The sequence below is a fragment of the Neobacillus drentensis genome (assembly GCF_036965425.1).
GTDB lineage: Bacteria > Bacillota > Bacilli > Bacillales > Cytobacillaceae > Neobacillus > Neobacillus drentensis_F.
On the sequence record NZ_JBALPP010000033.1, the window covers coordinates 110,327 to 126,746 of the forward strand.

The 16,420-nt window shown below is 41.0% G+C and carries 14 protein-coding genes and 1 other annotated feature (1 of these 15 only partly in view); of the genes, 11 read left to right on the forward strand and 3 right to left on the reverse strand.

Annotated elements, in window-relative coordinates; genetic code table 11:
• Positions 1–22 precede the first annotated feature (22 nt).
• The 3 genes from queA to yajC all read left to right on the forward strand — a co-directional run bounded on the left by queA (position 23) and on the right by yajC (position 2,577).
• Positions 23–1,051, forward strand: coding sequence for a tRNA preQ1(34) S-adenosylmethionine ribosyltransferase-isomerase QueA (gene queA / locus V7161_RS08860; protein WP_335444192.1), 1,029 nt, complete (start codon positions 23–25; stop codon positions 1,049–1,051).
• Positions 1,052–1,130: 79 nt separating this feature from the next.
• The gene (gene tgt, locus V7161_RS08865) at positions 1,131–2,270 is read left to right on the forward strand and encodes a tRNA guanosine(34) transglycosylase Tgt (protein ID WP_223591193.1); all 1,140 of its coding nucleotides are present in this window, start codon (positions 1,131–1,133) and stop codon (positions 2,268–2,270) included.
• 28 nt (positions 2,271–2,298) lie between these two features.
• Positions 2,299–2,577, forward strand: a complete 279-nt coding sequence (gene yajC, locus V7161_RS08870) for a preprotein translocase subunit YajC (RefSeq protein WP_223591195.1) — start codon at positions 2,299–2,301, stop codon at positions 2,575–2,577.
• A gap of 40 nt (positions 2,578–2,617) precedes the next feature.
• Here yajC and V7161_RS08875 read toward each other — a convergent pair whose 3' ends face one another.
• A complete protein-coding gene (locus V7161_RS08875; protein WP_335444272.1) occupies positions 2,618–3,025 on the reverse strand; it encodes a TIGR04086 family membrane protein in 408 nt (135 codons plus the stop codon).
• Positions 3,026–3,211: 186 nt separating this feature from the next.
• On the opposite strand from V7161_RS08875, the gene V7161_RS08880 reads away from it, so the two are divergent.
• Positions 3,212–3,871, forward strand: a complete 660-nt coding sequence (locus V7161_RS08880) for a DUF421 domain-containing protein (protein ID WP_335444194.1) — start codon at positions 3,212–3,214, stop codon at positions 3,869–3,871.
• Positions 3,872–3,901: 30 nt separating this feature from the next.
• Here V7161_RS08880 and spoVB read toward each other — a convergent pair whose 3' ends face one another.
• Entirely contained in the window at positions 3,902–5,455 is a 1,554-nt protein-coding gene (spoVB, locus tag V7161_RS08885; protein ID WP_335444197.1) for a stage V sporulation protein B, read from the reverse strand.
• Positions 5,456–5,594: 139 nt separating this feature from the next.
• On the opposite strand from spoVB, the gene V7161_RS08890 reads away from it, so the two are divergent.
• The 6 genes from V7161_RS08890 (at position 5,595) to dtd (ending at position 14,113) form a co-directional block, all read left to right on the forward strand.
• Positions 5,595–5,891: a post-transcriptional regulator gene (locus V7161_RS08890; RefSeq protein ID WP_335444199.1), complete on the forward strand. Its 297-nt coding sequence runs from the start codon at positions 5,595–5,597 to the stop codon at positions 5,889–5,891.
• Between the two features lie 135 nt (positions 5,892–6,026).
• Positions 6,027–8,288 (forward strand): protein translocase subunit SecDF, encoded by a 2,262-nt coding sequence (gene secDF / locus V7161_RS08895; RefSeq protein WP_335444201.1) that lies wholly within the window; start codon positions 6,027–6,029, stop codon positions 8,286–8,288.
• 97 nt (positions 8,289–8,385) lie between these two features.
• On the forward strand, positions 8,386–10,749 hold the full coding sequence (gene recJ / locus V7161_RS08900; protein ID WP_335444204.1) for a single-stranded-DNA-specific exonuclease RecJ: 2,364 nt from the start codon (positions 8,386–8,388) through the stop codon (positions 10,747–10,749).
• The gene (locus tag V7161_RS08905) at positions 10,740–11,252 is read left to right on the forward strand and encodes an adenine phosphoribosyltransferase (protein ID WP_335444206.1); all 513 of its coding nucleotides are present in this window, start codon (positions 10,740–10,742) and stop codon (positions 11,250–11,252) included. Before recJ ends, V7161_RS08905 begins: the two co-directional genes overlap by 10 nt.
• A 210-nt stretch (positions 11,253–11,462) precedes the next feature.
• Positions 11,463–13,658, forward strand: coding sequence for a RelA/SpoT family protein (locus V7161_RS08910; protein WP_335444208.1), 2,196 nt, complete (start codon positions 11,463–11,465; stop codon positions 13,656–13,658).
• Positions 13,659–13,669: 11 nt separating this feature from the next.
• Positions 13,670–14,113, forward strand: coding sequence for a D-aminoacyl-tRNA deacylase (gene dtd, locus V7161_RS08915; RefSeq protein ID WP_223591210.1), 444 nt, complete (start codon positions 13,670–13,672; stop codon positions 14,111–14,113).
• A gap of 38 nt (positions 14,114–14,151) precedes the next feature.
• Here dtd and V7161_RS08920 read toward each other — a convergent pair whose 3' ends face one another.
• A complete protein-coding gene (locus V7161_RS08920) occupies positions 14,152–15,921 on the reverse strand; it encodes an SH3 domain-containing protein (protein ID WP_335444211.1) in 1,770 nt (589 codons plus the stop codon).
• Positions 15,922–16,088: 167 nt separating this feature from the next.
• On the opposite strand from V7161_RS08920, the gene V7161_RS08925 reads away from it, so the two are divergent.
• Positions 16,089–16,265, forward strand: coding sequence for a hypothetical protein (locus V7161_RS08925; protein WP_335444213.1), 177 nt, complete (start codon positions 16,089–16,091; stop codon positions 16,263–16,265).
• Between the two features lie 60 nt (positions 16,266–16,325).
• Positions 16,326–16,420: a binding site (T-box leader), on the forward strand (it continues 145 nt past the right edge of the window).

Genomic DNA, 16,420 nt, shown 5'->3' on the forward strand with positions numbered 1-16,420 from the left:
GTTATAGTAAGGATGTAATTTTATGAAAGTAGATATTTTTGATTTTCACTTGCCTGAGGAATTAATTGCACAAGTCCCACTGCAAAACCGGACTGACAGTAGATTAATGGTCTTAAATAAAAAAACAGGCGAACTAAAACATGAAGTATTTAAAAATATAATCGAATACTTGCGTGAAGGGGATTGCCTTGTATTAAATGATACAAGAGTTCTTCCTGCACGCCTTTTTGGCGTCAAGCAGGATACTGGAGCCAAGATTGAAGTGTTACTGTTAAAACAGCTGGAAGGCGACCAATGGGAAACCCTCGTAAAACCAGCAAAACGGGTGAAAGAAGGAACGGAAATCCAATTCGGTGATGGACTCCTTAAAGCCGTATGCACTGGAACTTCCGAACATGGCGGCAGGGTATTGGAATTCAAATATGAAGGCATTTTTTACGAAGTCCTCGACCAATTAGGCGAAATGCCCCTGCCCCCATACATCAAAGAGCAGCTGGATGACCGTGAACGATACCAGACTGTTTTTGCCCGCGAGCCTGGTTCCGCTGCGGCCCCAACGGCAGGACTTCATTTTACTGAAGATCTATTAAATGATATTAAAGCAAAAGGTATTCATATTGCCTTTATCACTCTGCATGTCGGACTTGGTACATTTAGACCAGTCAGCGTGGACGATGTTGAAGGACATGATATGCATTCTGAATATTATATGGTTACAGAAGGTACGGCGCGGCTTTTAAACGAGGTTAGAGAGAGCGGTGGACGAATTATCACCGTTGGTACAACTTCGACCCGCACCTTAGAGACGATTGCCTCGCAAAACGATGGACATTTTATTGCTGGCAGCGGCTGGACCAGTATTTTTATTTATCCAGGCTACGAATTTAAAGCGATTGACGGGATGATTACGAATTTCCATTTACCTAAATCAACTTTGATCATGCTCGTGAGTGCCTTAGCTGGAAGAGAAAATGTATTGCATGCCTACCATACAGCTGTGGATGAGCGGTACCGTTTCTTCAGCTTTGGTGATGCAATGCTTATCATCTAGTGGGAAAGGGGCGGGCGCCGCTTAAGTGAATCACTGCTTAGCTGGCTCATCACACCGCCTATAGGAAGGAGAAAACAATTTGACAGCGATTCGCTATGAGTTAATAAAAACATGTAAACAAACCGGGGCACGGCTTGGCAGAGTCCACACCCCGCATGGATCTTTTGATACACCTGCCTTTATGCCGGTTGGAACACTGGCGACCGTCAAAACGATGTCCCCTGAGGACTTAAAGGAGATGGGGGCAGGGATAATTTTAAGCAACACCTATCATTTATGGCTTCGCCCTGGGCATGAAATTATTAGAGAAGCTGGCGGGCTGCATAAATTTATGAATTGGGATCGCGCTATATTAACAGATTCCGGCGGATTCCAGGTATTCAGTTTAAGTGAATTCCGTAAAATTGAAGAAGAGGGTGTTCATTTCCGCAACCATATGAGTGGTGAAAAATTATTTTTATCACCGGAAAAGGCGATGGAAATTCAGAATGCTCTTGGTTCCGATATCATGATGGCCTTCGATGAGTGCCCGCCATACCCTGCTACATTTGAATATATGAAAAAATCAGTAGAGCGGACCTCAAGATGGGCGGAACGTTGTTTAAACGCGCATCAGCGTCCAGAGGATCAAGGCTTATTTGGAATCGTACAGGGAGGAGAATATGAGGAGCTTCGCCGTCAAAGTGCAAGAGACCTCGTTTCACTGGACTTCCCAGGCTACGCTGTTGGCGGATTATCAGTAGGGGAACCAAAAGACGTCATGAATCGGGTGCTAGAATTCACAACACCGCTATTACCAACAAATAAACCACGCTATTTAATGGGAGTAGGTTCGCCGGACTCACTTATTGATGGTTCCATTCGTGGTATTGATATGTTTGACTGTGTACTGCCAACAAGGATTGCAAGAAATGGTACGCTCATGACCAGTTCGGGCCGTTTGGTTGTCAAAAATGCTCAATTTGCTAAAGATTTTGGACCGCTTGATCCTGAATGCGATTGCTACACATGCCGAAATTATAGCAGAGCCTATATTCGACATTTAATAAAATGTGATGAAACATTTGGAATTCGATTAACGTCTTACCATAATCTCTATTTTCTGCTAAGATTAATGGAGAAGGTCAGACAAGCTATTATGGAAGACAGGCTTGGTGATTTCCGCGAAGAATTTTTTGAGCAATACGGCTTTAATAAGCCAAATGCGAAAAACTTCTAATAGATCTTTTTGAAAGGAGGGAAACAAGATGCAAAACATGACTACACTCATTCCATTAATTTTAATGTTTGTGTTATTTTATTTCTTACTGATTCGCCCGCAGCAAAAGCGCCAAAAAGCGGTTCGTGAAATGCAAAGCGACTTAAAAAAGGGTGATAAAATCGTCACGATTGGCGGTTTACATGGTTTTGTCGACTCGATCGATGACAATAAAGTTGTGATCAAATGTGGAGACGGCAGCCGTCTTACCTATGACCGCAATGCCATTCGCGAAGTAACTGAATCTTCAAAGACTGCAGAAGTATAATACAAAAGGAAGCCTTTTAGTGAAGGCTTCCTTTTAATATTTATGCATGCCTTTTATTATTTGTTGCGATATTGACCCCAAGAATACCGCCCATCATTGCGATTAATGTGTAGCAGGTATGATAGATAACCTGCTCGGCATTAAAGAGGTGATCAAAGCCTAAATATTGAAACAAAAAGACAATGAATGAGTAAATAAGCCCCGTAGTTCCCCCTATCAGCCAACCTTTTTCTTTCCGTTTCCCACCAGAAAGAAAACCGCCGCCAAATAAACCGATAAACGATAAAGCTGTTACCACATATTGAAGTGAGCCTTCCCGTGTTGATGTAAATCGAAGTATAAACGCAAAAATCAGGCTGCAGACAGCAGCGAATGCAAGAATAAAGATTAATCCATACAGAATTGAAGTTCCAAAGCTTTTAGATTCGATTTTTCTCTCCCCTTTCAGTCGCCAAAGGCTGAAACCCTGCCTTTAGTAGACAGTTTCTTTCCTAGTACAAGCGTATTCGTGAAGAAGAAAAAGTAGAATAAATTTTCATCACTTTAAATAAATAACTTTGGAAGTTTATTCCTATCATTATCCGCCGCAAACTGCAAACAATAGTTTTGAATGGAAAAAAAGGGGCGGAACAAAGTGGATCCATATTTAACAATTGTGTTTCGAACAATTCTCTTTTACGTACTCATTCTGGTCATTTTTCGAATGATGGGTAAGCGTGAAATAGGGGAACTAAGCATTCTGGACTTGGTCGTTTTCATTATGATTGGCGAACTGGCAGTTGTGGCTATTGAGCGGCCGAATGTCCGTTTGCTCCATGCAATCGTACCAATGGTTTTATTGATGTTTATCCAAATCATCATGGCCATCATTTCTTTAAAAAGTAAAAGATTTCGTGATTTGGTGGATGGCAAACCGAGCATTATTATAAATCGTGGGAAAATAGACGAAGTAGCAATGCGCAAGCAGCGTTACAATTTTGATGATTTAATGACACAATTAAGGGAAAAAGACATTCGCAGTATTGCTGATGTTGAGTTTGCGATACTTGAATCATCCGGAAGCCTGTCCGTCATTGAAAAATTAAAAAACAGCAATGAAATCCCCAAGCAAGGGGATATTACTATCCCGTTAATTATCGATGGTTCCATCGAGGAAGAAAATTTAAAAAGAATTAATAAAACCAATCTGTGGCTCCGTCAGGAATTAAAAAAAAAGGGCTACCGTGATGTGAAAAAGATTTCGTTTTGCAGCTATGAAAACGGGAAATTCTTTATCGACCTGCAGGATGAGTAAAAGAAGACACGCAGAATTAGCGTGTCTTCTTTAGCGAAAAATAATAAATTTTCGTATCCACGGTATTCGCTCCAGTTCTTCTTTTTTGAGAAGACCGAAAAAGATCAACATCATAATGTAGGAAAGACTCATTCCTGAGACGGAGATTAAAACACGAATTGTTAACGCTTCTTTTAGAAGAATATTTTCAAACAACCAATAGCCAAGCCAGCCCGATGCCGCCATAACAAGAATTCCTTTTAAATAATCGCGAATATAAAAGGAAAAGGCCACTCGCTTCATTACTGTTGCAAAATGAAGGATGGTAACTAAAACAAAACCAACAATAATCCCAAGAGCGGCGCCGGTAATTCCAAAGGATGGCTGGGAAGCAAGTAAGAAGATGACGGCTGTTTTCACTACGGCTCCGATGAGACTATTAATCATGGCCGCTCTTGCAAGATTTAACGCTTGTAGGACGGCCTGCAGGGGTCCCTGATAATAAAAGAGCAAGAAGAAGGGAGCCATAATCTTAATAAAATAGGCTCCCTTCGTCGAGCCGTACATGAGCTGCATAAGCGGGTCCGCCAAAACATATAGGACAATGACAGCAAGTCCCCCTGATAAAAAAACAAAGCGAAGTGCTTGCTGGAGCCTGTATTCGATTAATTTATGATTATTTTTGGAATTGGCTTCACTAATTGCTGGGACCAGTGAAGTCGCTAAGGAAAACGTAACAAATGAAGGCAGCATTAACAGCGGCATAGCATAACCGGTTAAAGCTCCATACTGTTTCGTTGCATTTACGGCCAGTACACCAGCAAGGGCTAAACTATGGGCAACAACGATTGGTTCGAAAAACCATGCTAATGATCCAATCATCCTGCTCCCCGTCGTAGGCAGGGCGATTTCCATTAACTCTTTAAAGGTCCGCTTTCCTTTATGAACAAATTGGAAAAAATCTTTCCTCAGTTTAAACCGCTTTTTTAATTTAAACATGGTCAGCAAATAAACTAGGGAAAGCAATTCACCTAATACAGAGGCGGCCATCGCGGCTGCCGCAGCATATTCAACCCCATAGGGGAGGAAGGTTTTTGTAGCGGTTGCGATCAGGGTTATTCTCACAAGCTGTTCTAATATCTGAGACACAGCGGAGGGACGCATGTTTTGTCTCCCTTGGAAGTATCCCCTTAATACTGAAGATATTGCGATAATTGGCAGTGCTGGTGCAATCGCGATTAAAGGATAATAGGTCCTTTGATCGGTGAAAAGCGTGTTTGAAAGCATTGGTGCCAGTAATAGCAATGCTGGGGTAATAAGGATGGAAAGTCCAATGGTGATGGCAAGGGAGACCACCAGGATTTTTTTAATTTCTCCATAGTCCTTCCTTGCTTCCGCCTCGGCAATGTTTTTGGAGATGGCAACCGGGAGACCAAGCTGCGTTATCGTAACCACGAGAATAAACGTGGGGTATGCCATCATGTATAAGCCAACGCCTTCTTCGCCAATGCTGCGAGCGAGCACGATTCGATAAATAAATCCGAGGACCCTCGTTATAAAACCGGCCACTAATAGGATAAAGGTCCCTTTTAAAAACTTCGACATTCTACTTCCCACCTTCTCAAAATAGGCGATATCATATACAATTAACTATATGCATCATGGTGGACAAAGCATGACAAGTTGTCTTGGCTTTTTGCAAAGGTTCAAGAACTTTAGGGACTTCTCTCAGGGGGTAGTTAAAATGGATAACAGCCATAAATTTAATCATTTTCGTACCCAGGTACAGCCGGCCTTAAAAAGTAAACTTTTTGAGTTTCGCTTACTAGGAATTGACTCTGTAACAGAAAAGGAGCTTTGGGATTTTTTAATTAAGAAAAAGTGGAAAAAGGTAAAGGATGAAATGAAGCTGTACGAAATGATCCAAGAAATACTCTCTGTCAAGGTTAGCGATTATATGAACTTTGCTACGATTGAAGCCTTCAAAACGGCTGAGTTCTCTTTTGATGATGAAAATGAATGGAAAGAGCTATTGAAATAGAGCGTTTTCATATATTTGTAAATTGACACACTTTCTTACTTATTCCATAATGATAGCAGTGACTTTTTTATTATTTTTATATAGGACATGACGGTAAAAGTGCTTTGCACACGCACTAAGGAGGAACAATACATAATGGTAAAACGCAGTAGAATCATTGCTTTCTTACTTGTGGTTCTGATTCTCGGAAGCACAATGGGGGCAACAACGAAAAACATCTTAAACAATATGAAGCTTGGACTTGACCTCCAAGGAGGATTTGAGGTCTTGTACGAGGTACAACCAGCGAAAAAAGGACAGAAAATTGACAAAAATGTGCTAGCTAGTACGGCGGAAGCCCTTGATAAGCGGATTAACGTGCTGGGCGTAAGTGAGCCGAATATTCAGATTGAAGGTAATAACCGCGTTCGCGTTCAGCTTGCCGGGGTAAAAGATCAAAATAAAGCACGTGAAATTTTGTCTACCCAAGCTAACTTAACCTTCCGCGATGCCAATGACCGTCTGATGATGGACGGTTCTGACTTAAAGCAGGGCGGTGCGAAGCAAACCTTTGACCAAAATGGAAATCCAAGCGTTTCTTTAACATTAAAGAGCGCGGATAAATTCCGAAAGGTCTCTGAAGAAATTATGAACATGAATCCAAATGTTCTTGTTATTTGGCTTGATTTTGAAGAAGGCAAAGACTCCTTTAAAACAGAAGTAACAAAGCCGGATCCGAAATATTTATCTGCACCAACTGTGAAACAAGTTTTCAATCAAGACACTGTATCCATAGTCGGAAGCTTCACAGCGAAAGAAGCTCAAACTTTGGCTTCTCTTTTAAATGCAGGTTCCTTGCCAGTAAAGCTTAAAGAGGTATACTCTACTTCCGTCGGAGCTAAGTTTGGAGAACAAGCACTACATGACACGATTTTAGCTGGAATCATTGGTGTCATTATCATTTATTTATTTATGCTTTTCTATTATCGTTTTCCAGGTTTCATTGCAACTATTACGTTATCCATTTATATTTATCTCGTCCTATTGATTTTTGATTGGATGAATGGAGTCCTGACCTTGCCGGGAATTGCGGCGATTATACTAGGGGTCGGTATGGCCGTCGATGCCAACATAATTACGTATGAACGGATTAGAGAAGAACTTAAAGTGGGCAGAACGATTAAGTCAGCCTTCCAAGCTGGTGAGCAGCATGCTTTTACTGCGATTCTTGATGCAAACTTAACAACCATCTTAACCGCAGGTGTTCTTTTCTTCTATGGGACAAGCTCGGTAAAAGGGTTTGCGACCATGTTAATCGTGAGTGTTCTTATGAGCTTTTTAACCAACGTTTACGGTGCACGGCTATTACTAGGACTTTGGGTGAACAGTGGTTTATTGAAGGATAAACCAGGTTGGTTTTCTGTACGTCAGTCACAAATTAAATCTCTTACCGAAAATATCGATACAGTTAATCTTCCTACAAGATTTGACAAAATTGATTTTGTTAAAATTAGAAAACCAATTTTTGCTATATCCGGTGTTCTGCTAGTAGCAGGTGTTATAATTCTTGCCATTTTCCGCATGAATTTAGGAATTGATTTTTCAAGTGGAACACGTGTTGAGGTTCAATCTAAGACACCATTAACCACTGAAAAGGTGGAAGCAGCATTTACAAAGCATCATTTAACACCAGATGATATCGTCATTTCCGGTGATAAAAAGCAAATTGGGGCAGTCCGCATGCTCGGGGTTATGTCAAAAAATGAAATTGCTGATTTAAAAGCGGATTTCAAAAAGCAATTTGGTTATGAGCCGAATGTCAGCACAGTTTCTCCGACTGTAGGAAAAGAACTGGCGAAAAATGCCTTTTTTGCGATTTTGTTTGCATCAATCGGTATTATTCTCTATGTATCTGTTCGCTTTGAAGCATACATGGCAATTGCTGCCGTTGCCTCCATCCTTCATGATGCCTTTTTCATGATTGCAATCTTTAGTATTACAAGACTGGAAGTAGATTTGACCTTTATTGCGGCAGTATTGACCATCATCGGTTATTCCAACCATGATACGATTGTTACATTCGATAGGATCCGCGAAAATATGCGCAAGAAAAAGCGTCTTAAAACGGTTGAGGATATTGCCGAGGTCGTAAACGTAAGTATCCGTCAAACGTTAACACGGTCTATTAACACCGTTTTAACAGTACTCATTACTGTGGTTTGCTTAATGATTTTTGGAAGTCCATCCATTCTTAATTTCTCTATCGCGTTGTTCGTGGGATTAATTGTAGGTGTGTATTCTTCCATCTTTATCGCCGGTTCTTTATGGTATGTTCTGAAATGTAAAGAGCTGAAAAAGAAAGGCGTCATTAAAACCGTTAAAGAAAAAAGAAAATATTCAGATCAACCGCAAGTGTAATTTTTAGAAAACCGCAGCGATTCTGCGGTTTTTTCTTATGATTGAAAGCTGGTTCAAGCTCCTGTATAATAAAAAAGTCTGAGGGGTGAACTTACTAATGTTAAAGTCGAAAACAAGATGGATTGTTCGTAAATCTGATGACCAACTTGTTAAAATGCTGGCAAATGAATTGAAAATAACACCTCTAGTTGCATCGCTGCTTGTCAATCGTGGATTTGATACCGTTGATTCTGCACGGTATTTTTTATTTGGAAAGGATGAGTTCCACGACCCTTACCTGTTAAAAGGGATGGACATCGCGGTGAATAGAATTCAGAAAGCCATTGAACTGCAAGAACCAATCCTTATTTTTGGCGATTATGATGCTGATGGAGTTAGCAGCACCTCCGTACTGATGATCACCTTACGTGATTTAGGAGCGAATGTTGACTTTTACATCCCTAATCGCTTTACAGAAGGCTATGGTCCAAATGAATCTGCCTTTCGCAAGGCAGCAGAATCTGGTATAAAATTAATTATTACTGTTGACACTGGAATATCTGCTATACATGAAGCAAACGTGGCAAAAGAGCTGGGGCTTGACCTTATTATTACGGATCACCATGAACCGGGTCCGGTCCTTCCTGAAGCGCTTGCTATCATTCACCCGAAGCTTCCTGACAGCATATATCCGTTTCGCGAGCTGGCCGGAGTCGGGGTAGCCTTTAAAGTAGCACATGCTTTATATGGAAAATTGCCTGAGCATTTGTTTGAGATTGCCGTTATTGGCACAATTGCGGATTTGGTATCTTTAAAAGGTGAAAATCGACTGATTGCTAAAAAAGGTCTCGAAAAATTAAAGGTAACAACAAACATAGGATTAAGGGCTGTTTTTAAATTGGCTGGAGTGGATTTATCAGCCATTAACGAAGAAACAATCGGATTTACTCTCGCTCCCAGGATTAATGCTGTCGGCCGTTTGGAAGATGCTGATTTGGCGGTGCAGCTTATTTTAACAGATGATCCGGAGGAAGCAGACCATTTAGCGCAAGAAATGGATGACCTGAATAAAACAAGGCAATCGATCGTAAATACGATTACACTTGAAGCAATCGAAGAAGTGGAACAGAATTATCCGATTGACTCCAATAAAGTTCTCGTCATTGGAAAAGAAGGATGGAATGCCGGAGTTATTGGGATTGTTGCCTCAAGACTCGTGGAGAAATTTTATCGTCCTACGATTGTTCTGAGCTTCGATCGTGAAAAAGGGTTGGCAAAGGGATCGGCACGTAGTATTGCCGGTTTTGACCTGTTCCATAATTTATCTACCTGCCGCGATATTCTGCCGCATTTTGGCGGACATCCAATGGCAGCGGGGATGACCTTGAACTTGGATGATGTGGGAGAGCTCCGTCAGAGGTTAAACCATCTTGCAGATGAGCTAATGACCGAAGAAGATTTTATGCCGGTCACCTATCTTGACGAAGAGGTTCAACTTAAGGATATCCAATTGTCAGCATTAGATGAATTAAATCAATTAGCTCCTTTTGGTATGGACAACTCCAAGCCAAAAGTTTTAATAAATAATGTTGATATTTCTTCTATTAGAAAAATTGGCAGTGACCAAAACCATTTAAAAATATTAGTGAATGATCAGGGTGCCACATTGGATGGGGTCGGATTTGGATTAGGTCCATTTGTTGATCAAATTTCTCCAGCATCAAAAATTTCATTCATTGGAGAATTATCGATAAACGAATGGAACAATATACGTAAACCGCAAATTTTCATCCATGATATGGCCGTGCAGTCCTGGCAGTTATTCGATTATCGCGGACAAAAGCGAATCAATACTATTGGCAGTCTGGTTCCAGATGAAAATAGAAAAATTATTATTTTTAACAAAGAGCATTATGAAAAAATAACCGCTCAACTTCAGCTTGAAACCATTCTTATTCAAGATATGGAAGATGCCCAATCCTTCGATGGTTATCAGGCAAATATCGTACTGGTCGACCTTCCGCCTTCAAAAGAGCTTGTTGCTCAATTATTGAAGGGGAAACAGCCGGCAAGGGTTTATGCCTATTTCTATAAAGAGTCCAGCGATTTTTTCAGCACCATTCCAACACGGGAACATTTTAAATGGTTTTATGCGTTCCTGTTAAAAAATGGCCCGATTGACCTTAAACGTTACGGTGATGATATTGCAAAGCAGCGCGGCTGGTCAAAGGAAACGATTTACTTTATGTCAAAGGTGTTTTCTGAGCTGGAATTTGTTACAATAAACAATGGATTTATAACTTTACAAAGATCAGCGCAGAAGCGTGATTTAACTGACTCAAGAACCTATCAATTAAAACAAGCTCAATATGCTCTTGAAAGAGATTTATTGTTTTCATCCTTTCAGGAATTAAAAGGCTGGTTCGACGAAGTTATTCAAGAGTCGGTTGAAATTGAGGAGGCAGTAAAAGGATGGATTTAAAACCATTTATCGCAATCGTAGAGGATTACCCAAAACCAGGAATTAAGTTTAAAGACATTACTCCATTAATGAACAATGGCGAAGCCTATAAATATGCAACAGACCAGATTGTGGCATATGCTCAAGATAAGAATATTGATTTAATTGTTGGACCAGAAGCCAGAGGTTTTATTATTGGCTGTCCAGTTGCTTATTCGCTTGGAATTGGCTTTGCTCCAGTCCGTAAAGAAGGAAAACTTCCACGCGAAACCATAAAGGTTAACTACGGCTTAGAATATGGCAGCGACGTTTTAACCATCCATAAGGATGCGATCAAGCCTGGCCAGCGCGTTCTCATTACAGACGATTTATTAGCTACAGGCGGCACCATCGACGCTACAATCAAATTAGTTGAACAGCTTGGCGGCGTTGTTGCTGGTATCGCTTTCTTAGTGGAGTTAACTTATTTAGAAGGCAGAAGCAAGCTTGACGGTTATGATATTTTAACATTATTGGAATATTAATGAATATAAGGGGGCACTCGATAGGCGGGTGCTCTCTTTGTATAAGGAAAATCGACATTTTTTTCGTAAATTGTTGAAAAAATCTCTCAATCTCTTTACATCTTTGTTATTTTTTTCGATAATAGAAACAATCATTCTAATTTAGGAACTATTTTTTATAGGATGACATTTATATATATATAAAATTGAGATGAAAATAAAGGTGATTTCATGGCGAATGATCAAGTGTTAACAGCCGACCAAGTCATCGACAAGACTAGAAAATACTTAAATGAAGAACATGTGGAACTCGTGAAAAAAGCGTATGAATTCGCGAAGCATGCTCATCGTGAACAATATCGAAAATCAGGCGAACCGTACATTATCCACCCTATTCAGGTTGCAGGCATCCTCGCTGACCTGGAGATGGATCCGGCAACGGTTGCATCTGGTTTTCTCCATGACGTTGTTGAAGATACAAATGTATCCTTAAAGGATATTGAAGTAGCCTTTAATGCCGAAGTGGCTATGCTTGTCGATGGAGTAACCAAATTAGGGAAAATTAAATATAAGTCGCACGAGGAGCAGCAGGCTGAAAACCACCGAAAAATGTTTGTGGCAATGGCACAGGACATCCGGGTCATTCTCATAAAGCTTGCTGACCGTTTGCATAATATGCGGACATTGAAGCATCTTCCTTTAGAGAAACAGCGTCGGATTTCAAATGAAACACTTGAAATTTTTGCCCCTTTAGCGCATCGTCTTGGTATTTCTAAAATTAAGTGGGAGCTGGAAGACACAGCATTACGATATTTAAATCCGCAGCAATATTACCGGATTGTTAACTTAATGAAAAAGAAGCGTGCTGAGCGGGAGCAATATTTAGAGGACGTCATTGATGAAGTCAAGGACCGGATGAGTGAGGTATCCATAAAAGCCGAACTTTCTGGCAGACCAAAGCATATTTACAGCATTTATCGGAAGATGGCCCTGCAAAATAAGCAATTCAGTGAAATTTATGATTTGCTGGCCGTTCGAATTGTCGTCAACAGTATTAAAGACTGTTATGCGGTACTAGGCATTATTCATACATGCTGGAAGCCAATGCCGGGACGGTTTAAGGATTATATTGCAATGCCAAAGCCGAATATGTATCAATCCCTGCATACAACTGTTATTGGACCAAAAGGGGATCCACTTGAAGTACAGATTCGGACCTTCGAAATGCATCGAATTGCCGAATTCGGGATTGCGGCCCACTGGGCATACAAAGAAGGCAAGGCGATCAGTGACAGCTCCACCTTCGAGCAAAAATTAACTTGGTTCAGAGAAATCCTGGAATTTCAAAATGATACGCAAAATGCGGAAGAATTTATGGAATCATTAAAGATCGATTTGTTTTCCGATATGGTTTTTGTGTTTACACCAAAAGGCGATGTGATCGAATTGCCGTCCGGTTCAGTTCCTATTGATTTTGCATATCGCATTCACTCTGAAATTGGCAATAAGACGATAGGAGCAAAAGTGAACGGCAAGATGGTGACGCTTGACTATACGCTTAAGACTGGGGATATCATCGAGATTCTTACCTCCAAGCATTCCTATGGTCCTAGTCAAGACTGGCTGAAGCTGGCACAAACCTCCCAAGCGAAAAATAAAATCCGCGCCTTCTTTAAAAAGCAACGCCGCGATGAGAATATTGTCAAGGGCAGAGAGCTTGTTGAAAAAGAAATAAAGGCGATGGAGTTTGACATTAAAGAGATCCTCACTCCTGATAATTTGAAAAAGGTTGCGGAAAAGTTTAATTTTGCGGGGGAAGAGGATATGTATGCGGCAGTTGGTTATAATGGGGTAACTGCCCTGCAGGTGGCCAACCGCTTAACAGAGAAATGGCGGAAAAAGCGCGACCAGGAGCAGTCAGCCAGCATCACCAACGCGATAACGGATTTAAAGGCATTTCCTTCGACCAAAAAACGAGAGTCGGGTGTCCGTGTTCAAGGTATTGATAACTTGTTAATTCGTTTATCAAGATGCTGTAATCCGGTGCCAGGAGATGAAATTGTCGGCTTTATAACAAAGGGCCGCGGCGTGTCCGTGCATCGTTCTGACTGTACGAACATTGATTCCAATGATGCCCAGTCCAGATTAATTCCGGTAGAATGGGAAACTTCCCTAAATGACCGAAAAGAATACAATGTCGATATCGAAATCAGCGGTTACGATCGCAGAGGACTTTTGAATGAAGTTCTGCAAGCTGTAAATGAAACGAAAACAAATATTTCAGCTGTAACTGGTAAATCTGACCGAAATAAAATGGCGACAATTATTATGTCGATTGCCATTCATAATGTCAGCCATCTCCAGAAAGTGGTAGACCGGATTAAACAAATCCCGGATATTTATTCGGTGCGCCGAATTATGAATTAAGGAGTTTCAAAATGCGAGTTGTAGTACAGCGAAGTAAAGCTGCCCAAGTAACCGTTAATGGCGAAATTACTGGGCAAATTACAAAAGGCTTTGTCCTCCTTGTTGGCATTACCCATGAGGACAGGGAAGAAGATGCAGCTTATTTGGCCGATAAAATTGTAAACCTTAGAATCTTTGAAGATGAAGCGGGAAAAATGAATTTTTCCCTTCTTGATGTAGGCGGAGAAATTCTTTCTGTCTCTCAATTTACGCTTTATGGAGATTGCCGAAAAGGAAGAAGACCTAACTTTATGGATGCGGCAAGGCCGAAGCAGGCTGTCCAGCTTTACGAAGTATTTAACACTATGCTTCGTGAAAAAGGAGTTAAGGTTGAAACAGGCGTGTTTGGGGCGATGATGGATGTCTCACTCACAAATGACGGTCCAGTTACCTTAATCGTTGAAAGTAAAGCATAAAAAAAGGCTTGGCACTTAATGAAAAGTGCCTAGCCTTTTTAATTCTCTTTAAAAAATCGAGCTAGTCCATCATACAAACCCGATGCAGCGTTTTCCTGGAACGCTCCGGAATTTAGCGTCATTTCTTCCTCTGGGTTGCTTAAATAGCCAAGCTCAATCAAAGTCGCTTTTTGGCTATTTTCCCGAATAACATGGAAATCACCAAAGCGTACCCCACGGTTGGATAATTTAGTTTGCGCGATGGTGGAAGCGAAAATCGTATCTGCCAGGGATTTTTGATAGGAATGATAATAATAGCCAGTCATACCGCGGACGCTGCGGTCTAAATTGCTATCATAATGCAAACTGATAAAGGCATCTGCACGGTTCGCACTTGCTAAGCTCACCCTTGACGGGAGTGTAAGATAGGAATCAGTATTTCGGGTCATATAGACATTCGCACCAGCGGCTGATAACTTATCATATAAAAGGCGAGCCGTTCGAAGGGTAAGGTTCTTCTCCAGTGTGCCGCTCGCTCCAGTTGTTCCGTTATCACCGCCGCCATGACCAGGGTCCAGTACAATGGTTTTATTTTTTAAATAGCCATCTGCGCCGGACTTCTCAATCCTCGGTGCAGAACCGTTTGTAGAAACGATCCAGCCGGCAACGTAACCGGATTTTCCATTTTTAAGTTTAATTTCATACCAATCATTCTTAACGCTGACAACTGAAAAGGATTCTCCTTCATTGGCGCGTTGAAGCACGTCAGACTGTACATTTGCTTCTTTACGGATATTAGTACCGTCTTGCAGAATGGTAATGGTTTTATCGTTTCCTGATGTTTGCCCACTACTTGATTTTCCAGATGATTTTTCAAGGTACCACCCGGCCACCCAGCCAAAACTACCATTCTTATACTCTATTTTTGCCCAATTATTATTCTCTTCTAAAATGGTAAAACTTTGTCCCTTTGTAACACTGCCAACAATGGATGCATTCAATGACGCGACTGAGCGGACACTAAGACTGTTGGCTGTTACAGTGCCAGTAATACCGTTGGCTTTTGCCGGCTTGTCCACCTTGGATGCGTCCGACCCTTTGTCAATGAACTCGGAGCTGACCCATCCTTTCAGATTGCCGAATCCCACCTCATACCAGCTCTTTTGCTTATCATAAATCGTTACGATTGTCCCTTTGGTTAGTTTTCCAAGGACCGAGCTTGATGATGAAGGCTCCTTCCGGATGTTTAAGGTATCACCATTTACAACACCCGATGTAGTCCCCTTCGAAGTAGTCGATTCCGGTTTCTTTTCGGGCTGCCCCGTTTGTATAACTAAAAAATCTCTAGCAACCCAACCTTCGCCAAAGGTGGAGGTGATTTTATACCAGTTTTCGTTTTGATCGAGGATGGTAACTTCCTGTCCCTTATTTAAGAATCCGACAATTTGAAAGCTTGTCCCAGGTCCGGAACGAACCCTTAATTGATCGGTATTGGCTTTTGCAACAGTGTCTGCGGAATTTGAGGCAGATGCTGCATTAGCTGTTTTTTGTTCATTTTCTTTTGAAACAAGCCAATTTACCACCCAGCCTGTTTTGCCAAAAGAAAGCTGAATTTGGATCCAATCATCCTTTTCTTTGACAATGGAATACTTTTCGCCTCGGTTTGCGATTTTTACGAGCGGATAGCTTAATCCCGGTCCGCTGCGAATATTGGCTGTATCACTTGAAATAATGATGGAACCACTTGCTGCGCTGCTTTTTCCTTGCGGCAGGAAGGCTCCGAAAAAAAGGATTAAAGATAATAGCAGTAAACTAAACTTTTTGAACATTCTTCCCCTCCTTGTCTAATTCCTTATTTTACCGTAAAAATTAGTGAAAATCATTCCTAAACTGTTAAATTTGGCCAACAAAATCTCGAAATTCCTCTTATCCATGCAATTTTTTCGCAAGGATGGAAATAATAAGCTTATCAAAGGAAAAGGCAGAGGTGATTGGCATGAGATCAAGTGACAAAGGAATGAACATCCAATCCATGAATGGACGGCTATTTGGGGTGGATTTTCATGATTTTATTGAAAAAGAGCAGCACGCTTCATCCATTGAGCTTGCATCTGAATTCGGGTTGACGATGAGTGATGTCAGAAAGTTAAAAAAACTTTTGGGGAGATCATAAAACTCTCTTGACAAGGCACGCGATGCTCCGTATTATTATATAAATATAAAACATACTCGGATATAACCAATGATGGAGCATAGTAATTAAACTAACCCATGAAAAGAGAGGAAATGCCTTAGGCTGAAAGCATTTCTGCATGTGTCTTAATGAAG

Excerpts from the sequence above, each read along its gene's own strand:
- queA (WP_335444192.1), top strand. The coding sequence starts at position 23 with ATGAAAGTAGATATTTTTGATTTTCACTTGCCTGAGGAATTAATTGCA.
- yajC (WP_223591195.1), top strand. The coding sequence starts at position 2,299 with ATGCAAAACATGACTACACTCATTCCATTAATTTTAATGTTTGTGTTA.
- spoVB (WP_335444197.1), bottom strand. The coding sequence starts at position 5,455 with ATGTCGAAGTTTTTAAAAGGGACCTTTATCCTATTAGTGGCCGGTTTT.
- V7161_RS08890 (WP_335444199.1), top strand. The coding sequence starts at position 5,595 with ATGGATAACAGCCATAAATTTAATCATTTTCGTACCCAGGTACAGCCG.
- secDF (WP_335444201.1), top strand. The coding sequence starts at position 6,027 with ATGGTAAAACGCAGTAGAATCATTGCTTTCTTACTTGTGGTTCTGATT.
- recJ (WP_335444204.1), top strand. The coding sequence starts at position 8,386 with ATGTTAAAGTCGAAAACAAGATGGATTGTTCGTAAATCTGATGACCAA.
- V7161_RS08905 (WP_335444206.1), top strand. The coding sequence starts at position 10,740 with ATGGATTTAAAACCATTTATCGCAATCGTAGAGGATTACCCAAAACCA.
- V7161_RS08910 (WP_335444208.1), top strand. The coding sequence starts at position 11,463 with ATGGCGAATGATCAAGTGTTAACAGCCGACCAAGTCATCGACAAGACT.
- dtd (WP_223591210.1), top strand. The coding sequence starts at position 13,670 with ATGCGAGTTGTAGTACAGCGAAGTAAAGCTGCCCAAGTAACCGTTAAT.
- V7161_RS08920 (WP_335444211.1), bottom strand. The coding sequence starts at position 15,921 with ATGTTCAAAAAGTTTAGTTTACTGCTATTATCTTTAATCCTTTTTTTC.
- V7161_RS08925 (WP_335444213.1), top strand. The coding sequence starts at position 16,089 with ATGAGATCAAGTGACAAAGGAATGAACATCCAATCCATGAATGGACGG.